This window comes from Millisia brevis NBRC 105863 (assembly GCF_001552615.1).
Taxonomy (GTDB): Bacteria; Actinomycetota; Actinomycetes; order Mycobacteriales; family Mycobacteriaceae; genus Millisia; species Millisia brevis.
This window is the reverse complement of sequence record NZ_BCRN01000022.1, coordinates 43,676-60,812: the sequence shown is the minus strand read 5'-3', so window position 1 is coordinate 60,812 and position 17,137 is coordinate 43,676. Positions and strand designations below refer to the sequence as shown.

Here is a 17,137-nt window from a genome sequence, read left to right as displayed (position 1 = left end):
CTGAAGCCAGGTGTTCCAACGACGCGGGCGCGGCGATTCGCGGCGCCGGAATGCCGATGGTTGCCGGATCGGGCGGCGCATGGATGGTCAGATCGGCACCGGGAAGCACCTTCGCCACCCGTGCGGTGAGCGCGGCACGTTCGTCACCGATCACCGCGTCCTCGACGGTGCCCCAACCCCACCACGACCGCATGCTCGTCTCCCGGCTCGATCAATTGACTGCTGGGTAATATACTCGGCGATCAATTTGGCGGGGCGGTTTTCGACTCGATCGTCGGCAGCGCGGCGGGATCGGCACCAGACAGTCGGGGCGGGCTGCTGCTAGGCTGCGCCGTCGGGGGGACAACATGGAGGCGGATACATCCGTCGCCGACGCCGTCGAGGACGAAATCAACTCCTATCGGCGCGGTTTCGGCGACCCGATACGACTGCTCGCGCTGGTTCGGCAATCCGTGCTGCTGGTTCCACTCGATGATGCGGGCATGCCGTTCACCGGTAGGGTCCGGGAGGTCGACTGGCTACCGGTCTTCACCCGGCTCGACCAGTACACGGCCTACCTCGCCGCGCGGGATCGCGAGGCCGGCGACTACCAGGCGCTGACCGGGTTCGCAGTGGTCGACGAGTTGCTCCCCCGGTTCGGCGACCGGGTCGGCCTGGTGATCAACCCGGCCGGCGATGCACCCTTTGCCTTTCCGTGGATCGCCCTGCGGGACGACCTCCCGTGACGGACGGTGTCGAGGTCGATCCTGCGGTCCTGGCTGCCGCCGCCGACGGAATCACCCGCACCATCGAGTCGATGTCGGGGATCGGTATCTCGGAGTCCGGGACTCTCGGGCGCGGATTCTCACTGCTGGCCCTGTCCCCGCTGGAAGCCGGCCACCTCGCGGTGCAGCGGTCCACCGAAGAATTTGCCGAACGCTGGGAGTGGGGTGTGCGGGCCCTCGTACAAGCGGGCAACGCGATCGCCGAGGCGCTGGATCTGGCGGCGGGCCGCTACCACGTGATCGACCAGCAGGGTGAGGCCGCGCTGAAGAACGTCGTCAATGACGTCTTCGGCAATCCCCATCTGTCGGACGAGGAGGTGGCCGGGCAGTCCTGGTCGGAAACCCTGGGGAACAATCCGTTCAACTTCGTCGCCAATCCCGATTACAGCGCCGAGTCGTCGGCTGCGGCAAGCGAGCAGATTCGCCACAACGATGCGGCCATCGCCGGGATGACCCCGCAGGCGCTGGCGAATCTGACCGCGGCGTCACCGATCGATCTTCCCGGGCTTCCCGACGCGCGATGGAATTCCGGCATGGTCGGCGGTAACCACCAGCAATGAGCATCTTCGACGCTGCGGGCGAGGCCGTATCCGGCGCCGTGGAATCGGGTGCAGAGGCGGTTGGGCAGGCCGTCGACAGTGCCCTCGACCGGGTCGCCGATGGGGCTCGGGCCCTCGGCGCGGACTCGGTGGGCAGCTTCTTCGACGATGTCGGCGACCGGGTGGCGTCGGCCACCGGCGGCGCGGTCGGCGAGCGGGAGTTGGGCGAGACCGAGGATCCCCGCGAGCTGATCCGCGGCGACGCCGGCGCGATCGTCGCGGTGGCAGACACCCTGAATGGGCTGGCAGGCAGCATCGGTGACACCGGGATGGCGCTGGCGCGCATCGATACCCCCGGTTGGTCCGGCGCCGCAGCCGACGAATTCCGGGAGGCATACGCAAAGCAGCCGCAACTGTGGGGCCAGGCAGCCGAGTCGATGACCACTGCCCACGGGGCGTTGATCGACTGGGCCGCCGCAGTCACGGCCGCGCAGGCCAAGGCGGCCGACGCGATCGACGTGTGGCGCCGGGCGCAGGAGAACGAGCAGGCGACGATCGTCGCCCACAACGCGCTGGACGCCGACGCCCGCGCGGTCACCACAATCACGGACAATTGGTCATCGCTGCGTGAGCAGGCGCGCGAGATCCTGTCGGCCGCACGGGCCGAGCGCGACAATCTGGCCGCGCAGATCGTGGCTCGGATCGATGCGGCGACGGCGATCGCACCGGAGAAGCCGCCGTTCACCAGTCGGGTTCTGGCCGATGTGCTCGATGTCCACGCCGGGATTCAGCACGGTTCGCAACAGTTCGCCACCGGATTCGTCACGGCGCTCAGTGGCCTCAACGCGTTCCTGCGCAGCGTCAATCCCATGGACGTCTACAACCGGAGTCATCCCGCCCAGTACGACGCGGCGATGTCCGACCTCGCGGCCGGTGTGGTGGCGGCCGCCGCCGATCCCGGAGCAGTGGCGTCCGCGTATATCGATGGAGTTCGCGCCAACCCGACCTCCGCGGCGGGCGCCCTCGCAGCCGATGCACTGCTGGGAGTCGGAACCGGTGGCACCGGGACCGCGGCTCGGATCGGCCTACATACCGCCGAGGAGGTCGTCGACCTGGCGGGTACCGCGCGCACCGTCGATCGGGTGATCGACGCGACGGACCATCGGCCGACTGTCGAACCGGGCGGATCGGGGCGGGTCGACTCGCCCGGATCCCCCTCCGCGGCATCAGATTCTGGGGTGAACGGGCCGGGCGCAGGCACCACTGCCGACCCGGATGTCCCCGCCGATACCTCACCGGCGGGAGAATCCGGGTCTCAGCCCGCGCCGCACTCCCCCGATCCGGGCACACCGGAGTCTCGGGCCGCTGCCGATGACGGCGCTCGGATCACGGCCGAGGAGCAGGGACCGCGCGCCGACCAATCCCCACAGCAAACAGCGGAGTCCGCGGACCCGGTGGCAACGGCAACCGGCGAGTTTCTGCTACCTGCCAGGGATCTGACCCTTCCCGGGGTGTTGCCGCTGACGCTCGCTCGACGGCACCGGTCGAACTATCGGTTCGGCCGATGGTTCGGACCGACCTGGTGGTCGACGTTCGATATGCGCCTGGTGATCGACGACGACGGCGTGGTGGTCTTTGCCGAGGACGGGATGGTGTTGCGGTTCGACCATCCGCAGATGGATCGGCCGGTGTCGTGTCTGTCCGGGCAGCGCCGCACGCTGGCACGTACCGACCACGGCGGCTATCGCATGGATGCCGCCGACTCCGGGATCAGTTGGCACTTCGCACCCGAACCGCCGCTGGCGGGTGTGGATGCCGCACTCGGGAACCTGGCGATCTCGGCGATCACCGATCGCCACGGCAACCGCATCCGGTTCCGCTGGGACGACACCGGAACGCCGGTGGCCGTCGATCATTCCGGCGGGTACCGGGTGCTGGTGGACACCAGTGCGGGCCGGATCGTCTCGTACGCAGTTGTCGGCGACGAAGCGATCACCGCGGTGCGTGAGTTCGGCTATGCGGCAGGTTCGTTGGCTTCTGTGACCAACCGACTCGGCGGAGTGACCCGGTTCGAGTACGACGCCGACGGTCGGATTGTCCGTTGGCTGGATGACAACGGCACCTGGCTGACGAACACCTACGACGGCGATGGTCGAGTGATTGCGCAGCGCGGCATCGACGGCATCCTGAACACCGACTTCGCCTACGCCGATCGTCCCGACGGCACCGGCTCGGTCACGGTGATCACCAACTCGCTGGGCGCACGCCGCGTCGAGGGGTTCGACGTCGACCACCGTCCTCGCAGTGTGGTCGACGAAGTCGGCGCGTTGACGGTCACCGATTTCAATGTCAACCGCATGCCGGTGCGGGTCACCGCCGCCGACGGCGCGGTCACCGAGTACCGATACACCGCTGACGGTGATCTGGCGCAGATCCATCGCCCCGACGGCGAGGTCATTCGGCTGTCATATGCCGCGCCGCGCCGACCATCGACGATCCTGCAACCCGGTGGGGCGCGGTGGAACCAGACGTGGGATGAGCGCGGCAACCTCGTCGCCACGACCGACCCGGACGGGGTACGCACCGAGTATTCCTATTCGTCGAACGGCGCTGTCGCCGCCACCATCGCCGGCGGTGGAACCACGCGCATGGAGACCAATAGCGCCGGGCTGCCGGTTCGGATCATCGATCCACACGGCGCGGTCACCGTCATCGAGCGGGACGCGTTCGGTCGGCCCGTGCAGGTCACCGATCCGTTGGGAGCGGTCACCGCCTTCACCTGGACGGCCGACGGCCAGCCCACGCAGGTCACCTATCCGGACGGAACTCGGGAAAGCCGCACCTACGACGGCGAGGGAAACCTGCTGTCCACCAGTAACCGTGCGGGACTGGTCACCTGGCATACGTACGGCCCCTTCGATGCGCTGTCCTCGCGCACGGCTCCGGACGGCACGATCACCCGGTACACCCGCGATACCGAACTGCGACTGACCGGCGTGACCAACCCGCTCGGAGACACCTGGTCCTATCGCTACGACCCGGCCGGTCGACTGGTCGAGCAGACCGACTACAACGGAGCGCGCTCGGCCTATCGGCACGACATCGTCGGCCGGGTTACCGAGACGGACACCCCATCCGGCGCCGTTCGTTCCATCGGATACGACATCCTCGGCCGTCTCACCTCGATCACCACGAATGCCGGTGCCGCACGGCGATTCGGGTACGACGCCGGTGGCCGGCTACTCACGGCCGAGGCGGTCGACGCGGATGGTCGGGTGTGGCGCATCGACTCCGAACGCAGCGAGGCCGGGCGTCTGCTGCGCGAAGTCTCGCCCACCGGCGTCGTCGATTTCCGGTACGACGTCCACGGCAGGCGCGTCGAGTCCCGTTCGAGCACCGGCAGTCTCACCGGTTGGGACTGGGACTCGACCGGTCGGCCCGTGGCGCTTCGGGTCGATGAGCGGATGGTCGACCTCCGGCATGACGCGGTCGGCCGCAGCACCGGGTTCCGGGTCGGCGATCTTGCGGTGGATCGCGCCTTCGATGTCGCAGGACGGCTGGTTGAGCAGATCGCGCAAGCCCATGCCGCTCCGCTGCTCAACCTGGGAGGTCCCGCGGCCCACGCGTCGGTGCTGCGGGTGGACGGCTACGGATACCGAGCCGACGGGATCCCCAGCGAGCATGTCACCACCACCGATCTCGGGGTCAGCCGGCGCAGATTCGACCTCGACGCCGTGGGGCGCGTCCTGGCTGTGGGTAGCGACGACGGGATTCTCGAGCGGTTCGCCTACGACGGATTGGGAAACATCACCGACAGCGCCGAACCCGCTGCGCCCGGTACCACTGGCGCTGATCCCCACGACCGAGAGCTACGTGGAACACTCCTCGAGCGCCGCGGCCGCACGCGTTATCGATACGACTCCGCCGGTCGCCTGGTCTCCGCAACCACCACCCGAATCTCGCGCCCGCCCGCTACGTGGACCTACACCTACGACGACTTCGACCAACTGGTCGGCGTCACCACTCCCGACGGCGCACGCTGGCGATACACCTATGATGCCCTCGGCAGACGCGTCGAGAAGCAACGCACAGACGAAGCATCGGAGCCGATCCGCTTCGTCTGGGACGGCACCCGAATTGTCGAGGAACTCGCACCCGAGCACACCCTGCGCTGGACCTATCAGCCCGGCTCGCACGCACCGCTCACCCAGAGTCGGACCGCCACCCTCGACCAGGACGATGTGGATCGGCAGTTCTGCGCCATCGTCACCGATCTTGTCGGCACACCGACCACCCTCATCGACCCCGACAGCGGCGACGAGGTCGGGGTCGCCGACGCCACCTTTTGGGGAACCCTCACCTGGACCGGTCAGGCCACTCCCCTGCGGTTCCCTGGGCAGTATCACGACGACGAGACCGGCCTGCACTACAACCTGCTACGCACCTACGACCCCGCCACGGGCCGCTACCTCAGCCCTGATCCCCTGGGCCTCGCGCCGGCACCGAACCCGAGCACCTACGTCGATAACCCGACAGCGTGGCTGGACCCTCTGGGCCTGGCGCCATGCTTCGTCGAACGAGATGGCGACGGCAACGAGATCTACTATCGGACGATGAGTCCGGACCACTTCGCTCAACTCGAGAGCACTGGGCGGTTCCCGGGTACGTCTGAGACGTTTATCTCCCCGAACCAGTCATTCTCCGAGGACTATTCCGGAGTACTCGTCCGCCTTACCACCCAGGACGGAACCTACGATGCCCTTGCGGAGATTGGAGTTCGAGACATGTCTCGTGATACCACTTTGCTGCATCCAGACATGCCTCCCACCTCCAGAGGATGGAAGCACGACTGGGCATATTTCAAGGGCGAGAGCGAGCAAGTTAATATTGGCCTCGGGGTCGGACGAGCACTCGAACTCTTTAATTCCGCCCTGCTACATTTCGAAAGAATTAGATGACTCCAGAAGACCGCAAACTCATCGAGCAGCTCTACGTTAGCCGAGAGCAGCCGGAACCAATCTCCAGTGAGGATTTTCTCAGAAGAATCGGCAAGAGCGACGGTACGCAGGTGGCTCATCAATTGCTCATGGAAGCTGTCGAGAGCAAGTCATCACTCGATCTGGAGCTTGCCCTGCGGGTTGCTTTTCGCTTCGGCGTCGACCAGAGGTTAACACCCCCACTTTCTCATGCCTTATACGGGGACTGGCATGTATCTCATGAGAACATTGTTTCACTTCTCGACAAACTTCGATCACCTGATGCCATACCGAGTCTTGTCCATGCCGTCAGGCACGTGCCCGACTACCTCGACTTCGACGAAGCACGAGCCCTCGCGGTGAAGGCGATCTGGGCACTCGGCAATTTACCAGGACACGCCGCAGAGGAAGCGCTGGGATCCCTTCTCGACTCTGACAATGAGATCGTGCTTACCAACATCAGAAATCAGCTGAAACGTCGCGGGGTGCCCACTCCCGATTGAACCGCAGCGTCCACGTTACGATCGAATCCCGCATCCAGGAGGCACACTACCGGCAGCCTTGACCTGTATGACACTGACGAGGAGGCAGGAGACAGGATGAGAATGGGGTCATATGAAACTTCTTTCGAGCGGGACAGACTCGATCGTCTCGAAACACTCAATCCGAGCTTTGACTGATTGTCAGACATAGTGGACTATGAAGTAGCCGCGTCGGAAATAGATACCATTTCCAGCCAATCGGCACATATACCGCTCCTGACAAGTAACAACGCCGAACTGGTACGCGCACTGGTCGTGCAGCTGGCAGTTAGCGGAGCTGCCACAATCTGCCAAGATGGATCCATAAACTGGTCGGATCTACTGAAGTTATTGCGAGACGCCATCCACAAGATCGAGCGCTCGCCTGTCTCGGCCCTACAATCGAGCAAGCGAGATCTCCCGAACGACTTTCCGCCAGACGTAGGCAAGGTTTTTGATCGATGGCATGCACGAGAGAAATTAACGGGAAGCTCGACGGTTGTCGGGTTTCTCGAAGGTCTGGGGTCAGCAGTCTATGATAACGGGGAAGCTTTCGCGACAGATTCTATGGACATACAAGAGTTCGCGAAAATACTCTACTCGGCCATGTTGCTTGAATAATCCAAAGCACCTTCCGAAACAGCTGGTTCGTCGGATAGGCAGGCCAGGGAACGCACGCCTACGCTGCAGTCGCCAGCCCGGATTCAGGAGATACCTGACCCAAATACCCACAGCATCAGTCGATTACGGGAAAGATCGCCCCCTCGCGCTGGCGGGGCAACGGAAGTATCAGACGTTCCCCTGGTTGGACCACTGAGTCTGTGTACGTCAAACGCTAGGGTGAGTGGGCAACGTCGGGCTCGATAAAAGGCGAACGTTGATCGCCAACACAACCTACTTGCCGGAACGGAGCGCATGTGATGACCCCCGAGCAGCGTCGCCTAATCCTGTCGATGATCATCGGTGGTTCTTCGACTGGAGTTCCGTCCGACAACGAAGTCCTTGCTGGATTCGGCGAAACCGACGGCAGTCTGCTCAGCGCCCGCCTCGTTGCAAGCGCGATCGAGAACCGATCCGCCGAAGAGCTCGACCTGGCGACCGTCGTGGCCCACCGCTTCGGGCCGACTCCTCAACTACTGCATCCCCATACATCGGTCTTGTTGGAGGACTGGCATCACACTCACGAGAACATCGTTGCTCTGCTCGACGACCTCCGGTCACCCGGCGCTATTCCCGCATTTGTGCATGCCGCCGTACATGTTCCGGACTACCTCGAGTTCGACGATGCACGAGCCCTCGCAGTTAAGGCTATATGGGCTCTGGGCAACCTAGCCGTACCCGAAGCCGACGAAGCTCTACGTTCACTTCGGGACTCCGAGAGTGAGGTGGTCCGGGCGAACGTCAGGAAGCAACTGGAACGCCACAGGCATGCGCCCACCGACTGAGGCCATGCGCGGCGAGAGCGGATACCGCCAAGACGCTCGAAACCATGTACAAGATTGCCTCAGAACGAGGCGTGCATGTACGCGGCGGAGCACAACTTGTCGCCGCTGAGGAGCGCCGGTGAATAGATGTGTCTCGACCAATCGGCATCACCCACAACGTGCTTCTCACCAGTATCGACTTGAAGCTGAAGTATCTGAAGGAGCGAGGCTACCGACTGGCACCGATCCGTTGGGCAATGTCAGGCGGCAACGGATACGGGCGCTCGACCGGTAGTTGTTCCGACGCGACGAAGGGTTGGGACCGCAGGTGGTGGACGCGGTCGGTGATGTCGTCGATGCCAAGGGTCCAGCGGTTGACGTAGTCGTCGACAATCGTGCCGCCGAGGCCGATCTGGATGGCCCGCCACGGAAGCGGCTCGAGCGCAGCATTGCGCTCCGGGTCCCACTGGATCCGAACGGGGCTTTCCGCTTTGATCCGCAGCCACTCATCGTGACTCGAATACACCTCGCCATCGAAGTGGCTCAGGGACGAGCGGGAGAGGGCTTTTTCGAACCCGGTTCTGGTTAGGCGAATCGCCAGGACACGTTCCTGGCCCGGCTTGGTGGCCCACCCCGATCGGTACATCATCCAGAGGAAGGACGGCTTGATCCAGGTCATCCGGTCAATCTTGAACGGTGACACGAATCTCCCTCGGGCAACGGCCGGTTCGGCGATCTGCGGGGAGTAGGCCTGGTATACGGTGATCGACTCGTCGTCGAATTCGGCACGAATCTGCCGAGTTGGATACTCGTTCATTCTGACCGAAAGAGTAGCCCCCGAAGCCGGCATTGCCAAGCGGCATCCGCCTCTTGCGGCAGGCGTGGACACCGGAAGGCCCGGTGCCGAGGATGCGCCCGGCACCGGGACTCCGCGATCAGGTGGAGGGGAATCCGCGGGCCTCCAGAGCCTGGCGGGTGCGGCGCCGAGTTCCGAAAGCGGTTGGCACGGTCAACCGATCGATGATCCGACCGGTCCAGCTGCCGGCGAGGTTCTGCGATCGGTAGAAGCCTTCCGCCCGCTCGTCGTACTCGGCGATTCCCGGATCCTGTTCGGCGAGACCGTAACTCTCCCAGTGGCAGACGACGTCGAAACCCAGCCGCGGCTTGACCTCGACATCGACCTCGGGATGCGGATAGCCGACCGACAACCCGAACACCGGAAACACCCGCTGCGGAAGCTCGAGCTCCTCCGCCACACCGGTGGGATCGTTGCGGATCCCACCGATGTAGACGGTGCCCAGGCCGAGCGACTCCGCGGCGATCACCGCGTTCTGCGCGGCCAGCGTGGCGTCGACGACGCCGAGCAGAGTCGCCTCGGTGTAGTCGGCGTTGCTTGCTTCCAGACCGCGAGCTTCGGCGATACGTTGCCCGCGTGCGAAGTCGGCCAACCACACCAGGAACAGCGGAGCGTTGCGCACCGCGTCCTGGTCGCCGGCGAGTGTGGCGAGCCGCTCGATCCGATCCCGATCGGTCACCGCGATCACCGACCACAGCTGCAGGTTGCTCGAGCTCGCCGCGGAGGATGCTGCGGCGATCAGGGTCCGCAGGATCTCCTCACTCACCGGCCGGTCGTCGAATCGCCGGATCGACCGGTGCGCCAGCTGGAGATCGAGCGTGTCGTTCCAGGGGCCCTCGTGGTCGGCACCGAAACGGCGGGTCAACGCCGCCACCCGTCGGCTCATCGGTCGGGATGCTCCTCAGTCGGTAGACCCGCCTCACGCCACGCCGGGTAGCCACCCTCGATATGGCTGACATCGGTGAAGCCGAGCTCGACGAGTTGCTCGACCACCGGCCGCGAGCCGTTCTCGGAACCGCAGAACACCACGACGGGCTGGTCCCGGGCGGCGTCGCCGAAACGTGCCGCGACGTCCGCCTTCTCGACGTGCTCGGAGCCCGGTACGACGCCGTTCTCGACCCGCGAGACCGCGCGGCGCACGTCGATCAGCAGGGCGCCCTGCTGGAAGCGGTCGCGCGCAGCGGCGGGAAGGACGCGACGGTTGTCGACCGCGGTGGGGGTGTCGCTCATGGCTGTATGCCTTTCTCGGTGGTCATGTCGTCCACGGATGTGTCGACAATCGCCGCAGGCGGAGAATTCCGCCTCACGGGGTTTGGCGCTGAACGATTCGAAACGCTCGTCATCGACCCCGGCAGACGAGCTGCCGGACTCGACGATCAGGGCCAGAATCGCTGGGTGATCTCCCGAACCACCGGCTGCGCCTGCTGGAATTCGGCGAGCGGGGCGGGCTCGATCTTCACGTCCGCCAGATCGGGCAGGGCCGGGTTGATCGGCAGGTCGTCGTAGATGCCGTAGTAACCGCTCTTGACGATTTCGTTCTGACCGCCGTGCGAGAGCAGCCAGGCCACCAGCAGCTGCGCCGAATTCGGGTTCGGGGAGCCTTCGAAGATGGTGGTGAACCCGTTGGAGACGATCGAGAAGTCGTCGAGGATGCCGACGCCGAGAGGGGCACCGTCGGCCGCCGCGCTCAGCGCCGCCGGACCCCAGGTATTGGGAACGATGTCGTACTTGCCCTGCGTCAGGCCCGCGACGAGCTGCGCGTTGCCCGGTTCGGTCGGGAACCCGGCCAGCGAGCCGATCTCGTCCTCGGTGATCAGGTCCTGCGCCCAGAGATTGGTGAACGAATTGTCGATGCCGACACCGCCGCTGGGGCGCTGGAAGCCGACCCGACCCTCCCATTCGGGCTCGAGGAATTCCTTCCACGAGGTGGGCACCTCGTCCGCGTTGACCCGGGTGGTATTCCACACCACCGCGTTCAGGCCGCGGTAATCGGTGAAGTACGTGCCGTCACCGTGCACCGCGTCGGCGGGAATGTCGTTCTGCGACGGCCAGTCCCATTGTGCGATGCGGCCCTGGTCGGCGTAGTCGGCGATATTGGCCTCGCTGAGCTGGGCGACGTCGATGGTGACGGTGTTGACGGCGAAGTCGCCGGCGAGTTTGGCGTTGAGCGCCGGCCCGAGCAGCACCTCGTATTTGACGTCGATCTCGGGGAAGCGGCTCTCGAAGGCGGCGATCACCGGTTCGTAGCCGAGGGCGGTCGGGTAGTAGACGACCTCGGTCTCCCCCGCGTCGAGGGCCTGCTGGTAGAGCGTGTCCAGGCGCTCCTCCTCCTGCTGATAGGACTGGGCGATCTCGTCGGAGTCGACGCCACCGCGCTCCCCGTCGGAGTCGGCCGAGCCGCAGGAGGCGACGAACACCGCGGTCAGCAGGGCCGCCGCGGGCAGCGCGACGCGGCTGCGGGCGCCGCCGGGGCGCGGTCGGGTGAGGGTCGAGAGCATGGGGTGGTAACTCCGTTTCGTGGGTGATGATGTCGGCCGCCGTGCGGGCAGCTCGGGTCAGGCTCCGGACGGGTCCGGTTCCAGGGCGATCAGGTCGGCGCCGTCGACGTCGATGTCGACGGTGCGGCCGGGGTGGATGTCGATCAGGCCGTCGAGGACGCGGGAGGTGGTGACGGGCACGGCGGCCAGCACGGTCACCTCGCCGCGTTCGACCCGCACGAAGACCTCGTCGCCGGTGAATTCGACGGACCGCACCGTCCAGGGACCGAGGCGGACGGCATCTGCCGACGCGGACGGTGTCTCTGCGCGGTCGGTGATCAGTCGGACCGCCCGGGCGCGGAAGCCGACCGATGCGGCGCCGACATCGGCGGCGAGCGGTCGGCCGACGATCCGATCGAGATCGGCTGTGTCGACGATGTTCTCGAAGCCGAGGAAGGTCGCGGCGAACCGGGTACGCGGTCGGCGGTGGATCTCCAGCGGCGGGCCCTGCTGCAGGATGCGGCCGTTGTGCATCAGCACCACGTGGTCGGACAGCGCGAAGGCCTCCTCCTGGTCGTGGGTGACGTAGAGCGACGTCGCGCCCGCGCGCTCGTGGACGGTGCGCAGTTCCCGGCGCAGCCGTTGCCGCAGTTGGGTATCGAGGTTCGACAGCGGCTCGTCCATCAGCAGCAGCGGCGGGTGGGCGGCGATCGCGCGGGCGACGGCGACCCGCTGCTGCTGGCCGCCGGACAATTCGTAGGGGAAGCGGTCCGCGAGTTCGGCGAGCCCGACGGATTCGAGGGTGTCGTGTGCCCGCACGGACCGTTGTGCGCGCGGCAGTTTCCCGACACCGCGACCGAGGGGGTACAGCACGTGCTGGCGCACCGTCTTGTGCGGCCAGAGGGCGTAGTTCTGGAAGATCATGCCGACATTGCGGACGGCGATCGATTCGTCGATACCGCGGTCGGCGTCGAAGACCGATCGCCCGGCCAGATCGATGCGGCCGCGGGTGGGGCGCTCGAGCCCGGCGACGCAGCGCAGCACGGTGGTCTTGCCGCTGCCCGACGGCCCGAGGATCGACACGAACGATCCCACCGGGATGTCGAGGTCGATGTCGCTGACGACCTCGACCGCGCCGAACGCCTTGTGCAGGCCGCGCACCGATACCGCGATGTCCGCAGCGGCCCCGGCGGCGGGCGCGGCGGTGTCGGTGCTCGGGCCGCTCCGGCTTCGGGGGGCAAGCTCGGATTCCGTTGTGCCGATGACCATCAGGCTTCCCTTCGATGCGTCGCGAGATCCGGGCGCAGCCGGCGCAGGATCAGTTGCAGCAGCAGGCGCAGTGCGATCAGTCCGATCAGCAGCAGCACGAGCATCGCTGTCGCCGGGCCGAATCCGGCATTGGCGTAGGCCCGGTAGATGAATGTCGACGCCGGTTGGATGTGCGGACCGGACAGCACCAACGTCAGGTCCAGCGCGCCGATCACGGTGATGAACGACAGGAACCAGGTATTGACCAACGACGGCGCCACCACCGGAACGACGATGCTCAGGAAGGCGCGCGGCCAGCTGTCCCCGCTCGCCCGGGCCGAGGCGAGCAGGCCGGGGTCGACCTGGGAGATGCTGCCGGTCAACAACATCATCGATGCCGGCACCACCCCGGCGGCCAGCGCGATCACCAGCAGCAGGAACGACCCGTAGAGCCACCGGGTCGGCTCGAAGAGCACCACCGCCCAGATGTAGCCGAGCGCACCGACGATGCCCGACAACGCGACCGGCGCCATCGCGGCCGCGGCGACCACGGTCGTCGACGGCAAGTCGGGGCGGGTGACGCGGGCGGCGACGATCGCCAGGGCGAGCGCCACACCGAGGCCGCCGCCGAGGATGCCGAGCGCGAAGGTGGTCAGCAGGGCGTTGATCGCATCCGAGGAGGCGAACAGATCCTGGTAGAAGCGGCCGGTCAGCCCGGTATACAGGCCGGGGAATCGTTGCACCGACGTCAGCACGATCGAGCCGACCGGGATGACCAGGAAGGCGATGACGTAGGCGACGATCAGCCCGTCGAGGGCCCACCGCACCGGCGACGAGAAGGTGATGGTGATCGGGCGTTCGGGCTTCCCGGAGACCGTCACCGCCGCGCGCACCTCGAAGCGCCGCTGCTGGACGATCACCAGAATCACCGCGAGCACCAGGATGAACAGTCCGGTGACGCTGGCCGCGGAGAAGTCGGGGGTGCCGTCGATCTGCAACAACCGGTAGGACAGCACCGACACCGTCGTGATGCCGGCGGCGTTGCCGAGGATGTAGATCGCGTCGAACAGGCCGATATGGGATATCAACGCGAGGATCACCGCGCCGCCGATCGCCGGGCGCAGCGACGGCAGAATGCCCACGCGCAGTTGCTCGATCAGCGATCGGCCGCCCGCCGCCCGGACCGCCTCGACCTGGCTGCGGCTCAGGGCGCGCACCGGTCCGATCAGCAGCAGATAGCAGTAGGCGCCGGCCCGCATGATCGAGACGAACAGCAGGCCCGGCCAACTGGTGGCGTTGAGGACCGGGTCGATGCCGGCGATCGCGTTCAGCAGGTCGTTGACGGTGCCGCTGCGGCCGGACCCGGCGAGCGCGTAGCCGATCGCGTAGAACATCGGCGGCATCGCGTAGGCGATCACCACGGTCGGGCCGATGATCCGTCCCAGTCGGGCGTTCGAACTGGTGCCGATCAGGGCGAGCACCAGCCCGACCGCCACCGCGGAGGGGACCACGATCGCGGTGAAGAGGAGGGTGTTGAGCACCGCGGTGCCCAGATGCGGATTGTCGAAGGCCCGTTGGAACGCGGCGATCCCCCACCGCGCCGGTTCGCCCGGCGGGGTGTCGTGGAAGGCGCCGATCACCAGGGCGGCGACCGGCCAGGCCAGCACGATCAGGCTGATCGCGGCGAGGACACGGATCGAGACCGCGGCCGGATCGCGCACGATCGGCCGGCCGCCCAACCGTCCGAATGTCCGGCGCCGGACCGTGTCCGACCGTACGGCGGTGTCGCCGGTGGGGGCGACGGGCGGTGCGACGGTGGTGGCGGAGCCGGTCGGGGTGCTCATGGCGCGGTGGCTACCGCGCGGGCGGCGGCCGCATCGGTGGGGGCGGTGCGGTCGGCGAGGCCGAAGCGGCGGCGCAGATCCTGCTCCGGCGGGTCGGTGCGGAACAGGCCGCGCCGCTTGAGTTCCGGGACCAGGGCGTCGAACAGCAGCGGCGGCCCCTCCGGGAACTGCGGCACCGAGATGTTGAATCCGTCGGTGCCGCCGCCGAGAACCCGCTCCTCGAGGGCGTCGGCAACCGTCTGCGGGGTGCCGGTGATCGACCAGTGCCCCGCTCCCCCGAGCTCGCGACGAATCAGCTCGCGCAGGGTCAGGCGTTCGTCGACGGCCAGGGAGCGGAAAACCTCGAAGCGGCCCTGTCGCCGTTGCACGGTCGACACGTCCGGCAGCACCTCGACCGGGATCGGCTCGTCGAGGTCGAGCCCGGTCAGGTCGGCGCCGCCCAGCTGCGTCGACACCCGGGTGCGGCCGATGTCGTAGGAGAGCGGCCCGTTGATCTCGTCCCGGATCTCGCGGGCGCGCTCCTCGGTGTCGGCGAGCACGACATTGGCGCCGGTCAGCACCGCGACCTCGTCGACCGAACGGCTGCGGGCGCGGATCTCGGAGTGCAGTTCACCCAGGAAGGTGCGCGCCGTCGCCAGGGTCGGCTGCGCGGTGTACACCAGGTCGGCGATATCGGCGGCCAGGGCGCGGCCGAGGTCGGAGGCGCCGGCTTGAATGATCAGCGGCCGCTTCTCGCGCGGCACCACATCGAGCGGACCGGCGACCGAGAAGTGTTCGCCGACATGATCGATCGTGTGCACCAAGGCCGGATCGGCGTATCGTCCCGCGGCGCGGTCGAAGGCCAGGGCGCCGGGTTCCCAGCTCGCCCACAGCCGATCGAGCACCCGGGCGAATTCGGCGGCCCGCGCGTAGCGCTCCGCAGGCGACGGGATGGTGTCGTAGCCGTAGTTGCGCTCCCCTTGGAAGGAGGTGACGATGTTGACCCCGACCCGGTCGTTGCTGAGGTGCTGCAACGAGGAGATTTGGCGGGCAACGGTATACGGCTGCGAATAGCTCGACGAGATCGTCGGAATCAGCCCGATGCGATCGGTGACCGCGGCGAGCGCCGAGAGCAGGGTGATCGGCTCGAGGTGGGTATAGGGCGGCACGGTGACCGTCGCCGCGTCGACGAACGGCACGTCGGCGATGAACAGCGCATCGAAGCCGACCTCCTCGGCGCGCCGGGCGATCTCGGCCTGGAAGGGCAGGCTGCGGGCCTCCTCGGCGCGGCTGCCGGACCGGCGCCACCCGGCCAGGCCGCCGATCATCAGGGTGAAGGGAACCGGGCCGGTCATCGGCGCTGCTCCGCCACGGAGCCGGTAGTGGCCGACCGCAGACCCCGCAAAGACGGCAGCACCTCGCGTGCGAGCAGGTCGTTCGCGGCGGCGGCGTCCTCGTGGCGCGACGCCCCGGCGTAGGTCTGCACCAGCACCTCGTCGGCCTCGTTGTCGTCGATGAAGCGCGCCAACCGCTCGGTGACCCGTTCGACCGAGCCGACGGTGAAGGTGAGCCGCTCGAGCACCTCGAAGTACTCGTTGGTGCCGAGCCGGCCGTCCCATTCGACCGGCCCCGCGGACTGAACCGCCTTCGACTGCAGCGCGGCGTAGTGCTCGACGACCGGCCGGGTGATCTCCCAGGCCTGCTCATCGGTCTGCGCGGGGAAGGCGAAGATCAACCCGGCGCGTCGTCCCGGCCGCTCCCCCAACCCGGCGCGGTACTGCTCGAGCAACTCGACCCGGCGGGCCGGACCGACCGCGCGACCGAACAGCAGTCCCAGGTCGTTCTCCCCCGCGAATCGGGCCGTCTCGTCGCTGGCCGCCAGCCACACGGTCTCCGCGCCGCCGCGCACCGGGCGCGGCACGATCCGCGCGTCGGTCACCGAATACGTCTCCCCGTCGAGGTCGACCGTCTCGTGGTCGAACGCGGCGACCACGGTGCGGGCGGCGTCGCGGGCGCGGGCATTGCGCAGGTCGAAGTCGTAGCCGAACAGGTCGTACTCGATGCGCTTGCTCGTGCCGCCGGTGCCGATCCCCAACTGCAGGCGGCCGCCGGTCAGATGGTCGAGCAGCGCGGCCTCCTCGGCCAGGCGCAGCGGATGGTAGTGCGGCGCTTCGGCGATCGCCGTACCCAGTCGCAGTGTGGTCGTCTGCGCGCCGATGCGGGAGAGCAGCACCAGCGGCGCCGGGGAGCGTCCGAAGGAGGCAAAATGGTGTTCGGCGAACCACACCCCGTCGAAGCCCTGCCGCTCGGCGAGCAACGACTGTTCCTCGGCCTCGCGGTAGGTGCGGGCGGTCGCCTCGTGATCGTCGAGCGCGGCGGCGACGTCGAGGTTGAAGAAAAGAGAGAAGTCGGTCATCTCGCTCCCGGAGGCGGCTGGTTCCATTACTTCCACCTGACCCGGTTCCGGGCGGCTACCAGGCAAAACGGTAGGGATGATCACCGAAGTCGT

General features: G+C 66.9%; 13 protein-coding genes and 1 pseudogene. 5 read left to right on the top strand and 9 right to left on the bottom strand.

The genetic code is table 11. The annotated features are described in order from the left end of the window. Nucleotides 1-193: pseudogene (locus tag MB1_RS22575) on the bottom strand (FAD-binding oxidoreductase); the annotation flags it as partial. Between the two features lie 154 nt (nucleotides 194-347). Between MB1_RS22575 and MB1_RS22570 the strand changes: the two are divergent. The 5 genes from MB1_RS22570 to MB1_RS25820 all read left to right on the top strand — a co-directional run bounded on the left by MB1_RS22570 (nucleotide 348) and on the right by MB1_RS25820 (nucleotide 8,245). Further along, nucleotides 348-725, top strand: coding sequence for an SseB family protein (locus MB1_RS22570; RefSeq protein ID WP_066912955.1), 378 nt, complete (start codon nucleotides 348-350; stop codon nucleotides 723-725). Next, nucleotides 722-1,324, top strand: coding sequence for a hypothetical protein (locus MB1_RS22565; RefSeq protein WP_066912953.1), 603 nt, complete (start codon nucleotides 722-724; stop codon nucleotides 1,322-1,324). Before MB1_RS22570 ends, MB1_RS22565 begins: the two co-directional genes overlap by 4 nt. Further along, nucleotides 1,321-6,261 (top strand): putative T7SS-secreted protein, encoded by a 4,941-nt coding sequence (locus MB1_RS22560; RefSeq protein ID WP_066912951.1) that lies wholly within the window; start codon nucleotides 1,321-1,323, stop codon nucleotides 6,259-6,261. The genes MB1_RS22565 and MB1_RS22560 overlap by 4 nt, the downstream gene beginning before the upstream one ends. Then, nucleotides 6,258-6,782 (top strand): HEAT repeat domain-containing protein, encoded by a 525-nt coding sequence (locus tag MB1_RS25825; protein ID WP_157084292.1) that lies wholly within the window; start codon nucleotides 6,258-6,260, stop codon nucleotides 6,780-6,782. Before MB1_RS22560 ends, MB1_RS25825 begins: the two co-directional genes overlap by 4 nt. Before the next feature lie 938 nt (nucleotides 6,783-7,720). Next, the gene (locus tag MB1_RS25820; protein ID WP_157084290.1) at nucleotides 7,721-8,245 is read left to right on the top strand and encodes a hypothetical protein; all 525 of its coding nucleotides are present in this window, start codon (nucleotides 7,721-7,723) and stop codon (nucleotides 8,243-8,245) included. A gap of 208 nt (nucleotides 8,246-8,453) precedes the next feature. Here MB1_RS25820 and MB1_RS22555 read toward each other — a convergent pair whose 3' ends face one another. The 8 genes from MB1_RS22555 to MB1_RS22520 form a co-directional block, all read right to left on the bottom strand. Then, nucleotides 8,454-9,041, bottom strand: coding sequence for a DUF4291 domain-containing protein (locus MB1_RS22555; RefSeq protein ID WP_066912949.1), 588 nt, complete (start codon nucleotides 9,039-9,041; stop codon nucleotides 8,454-8,456). Between the two features lie 118 nt (nucleotides 9,042-9,159). Then, nucleotides 9,160-9,966 carry an NADPH-dependent oxidoreductase gene (locus tag MB1_RS22550; RefSeq protein WP_066912947.1) on the bottom strand — a complete coding sequence of 269 codons (807 nt, stop codon included), beginning with the start codon at nucleotides 9,964-9,966 and terminating at the stop codon, nucleotides 9,160-9,162. Beyond that, the gene (locus MB1_RS22545; protein ID WP_084352475.1) at nucleotides 9,963-10,310 is read right to left on the bottom strand and encodes a rhodanese-like domain-containing protein; all 348 of its coding nucleotides are present in this window, start codon (nucleotides 10,308-10,310) and stop codon (nucleotides 9,963-9,965) included. Before MB1_RS22545 ends, MB1_RS22550 begins: the two co-directional genes overlap by 4 nt. 146 nt (nucleotides 10,311-10,456) lie before the next feature. Beyond that, nucleotides 10,457-11,578: an ABC transporter substrate-binding protein gene (locus tag MB1_RS22540; RefSeq protein WP_066912945.1), complete on the bottom strand. Its 1,122-nt coding sequence runs from the start codon at nucleotides 11,576-11,578 to the stop codon at nucleotides 10,457-10,459. Nucleotides 11,579-11,635: 57 nt separating this feature from the next. Beyond that, a complete protein-coding gene (locus MB1_RS22535; RefSeq protein ID WP_066912943.1) occupies nucleotides 11,636-12,826 on the bottom strand; it encodes an ABC transporter ATP-binding protein in 1,191 nt (396 codons plus the stop codon). Further along, nucleotides 12,826-14,649, bottom strand: coding sequence for an ABC transporter permease (locus MB1_RS26850; RefSeq protein WP_066912941.1), 1,824 nt, complete (start codon nucleotides 14,647-14,649; stop codon nucleotides 12,826-12,828). The genes MB1_RS22535 and MB1_RS26850 overlap by 1 nt, the downstream gene beginning before the upstream one ends. Then, nucleotides 14,646-15,983 carry an NtaA/DmoA family FMN-dependent monooxygenase gene (locus MB1_RS22525; RefSeq protein WP_066912940.1) on the bottom strand — a complete coding sequence of 446 codons (1,338 nt, stop codon included), beginning with the start codon at nucleotides 15,981-15,983 and terminating at the stop codon, nucleotides 14,646-14,648. The genes MB1_RS26850 and MB1_RS22525 overlap by 4 nt, the downstream gene beginning before the upstream one ends. Further along, on the bottom strand, nucleotides 15,980-17,071 hold the full coding sequence (locus MB1_RS22520) for an LLM class flavin-dependent oxidoreductase (RefSeq protein ID WP_066912938.1): 1,092 nt from the start codon (nucleotides 17,069-17,071) through the stop codon (nucleotides 15,980-15,982). The genes MB1_RS22525 and MB1_RS22520 overlap by 4 nt, the downstream gene beginning before the upstream one ends. Nucleotides 17,072-17,137 lie beyond the last annotated feature (66 nt).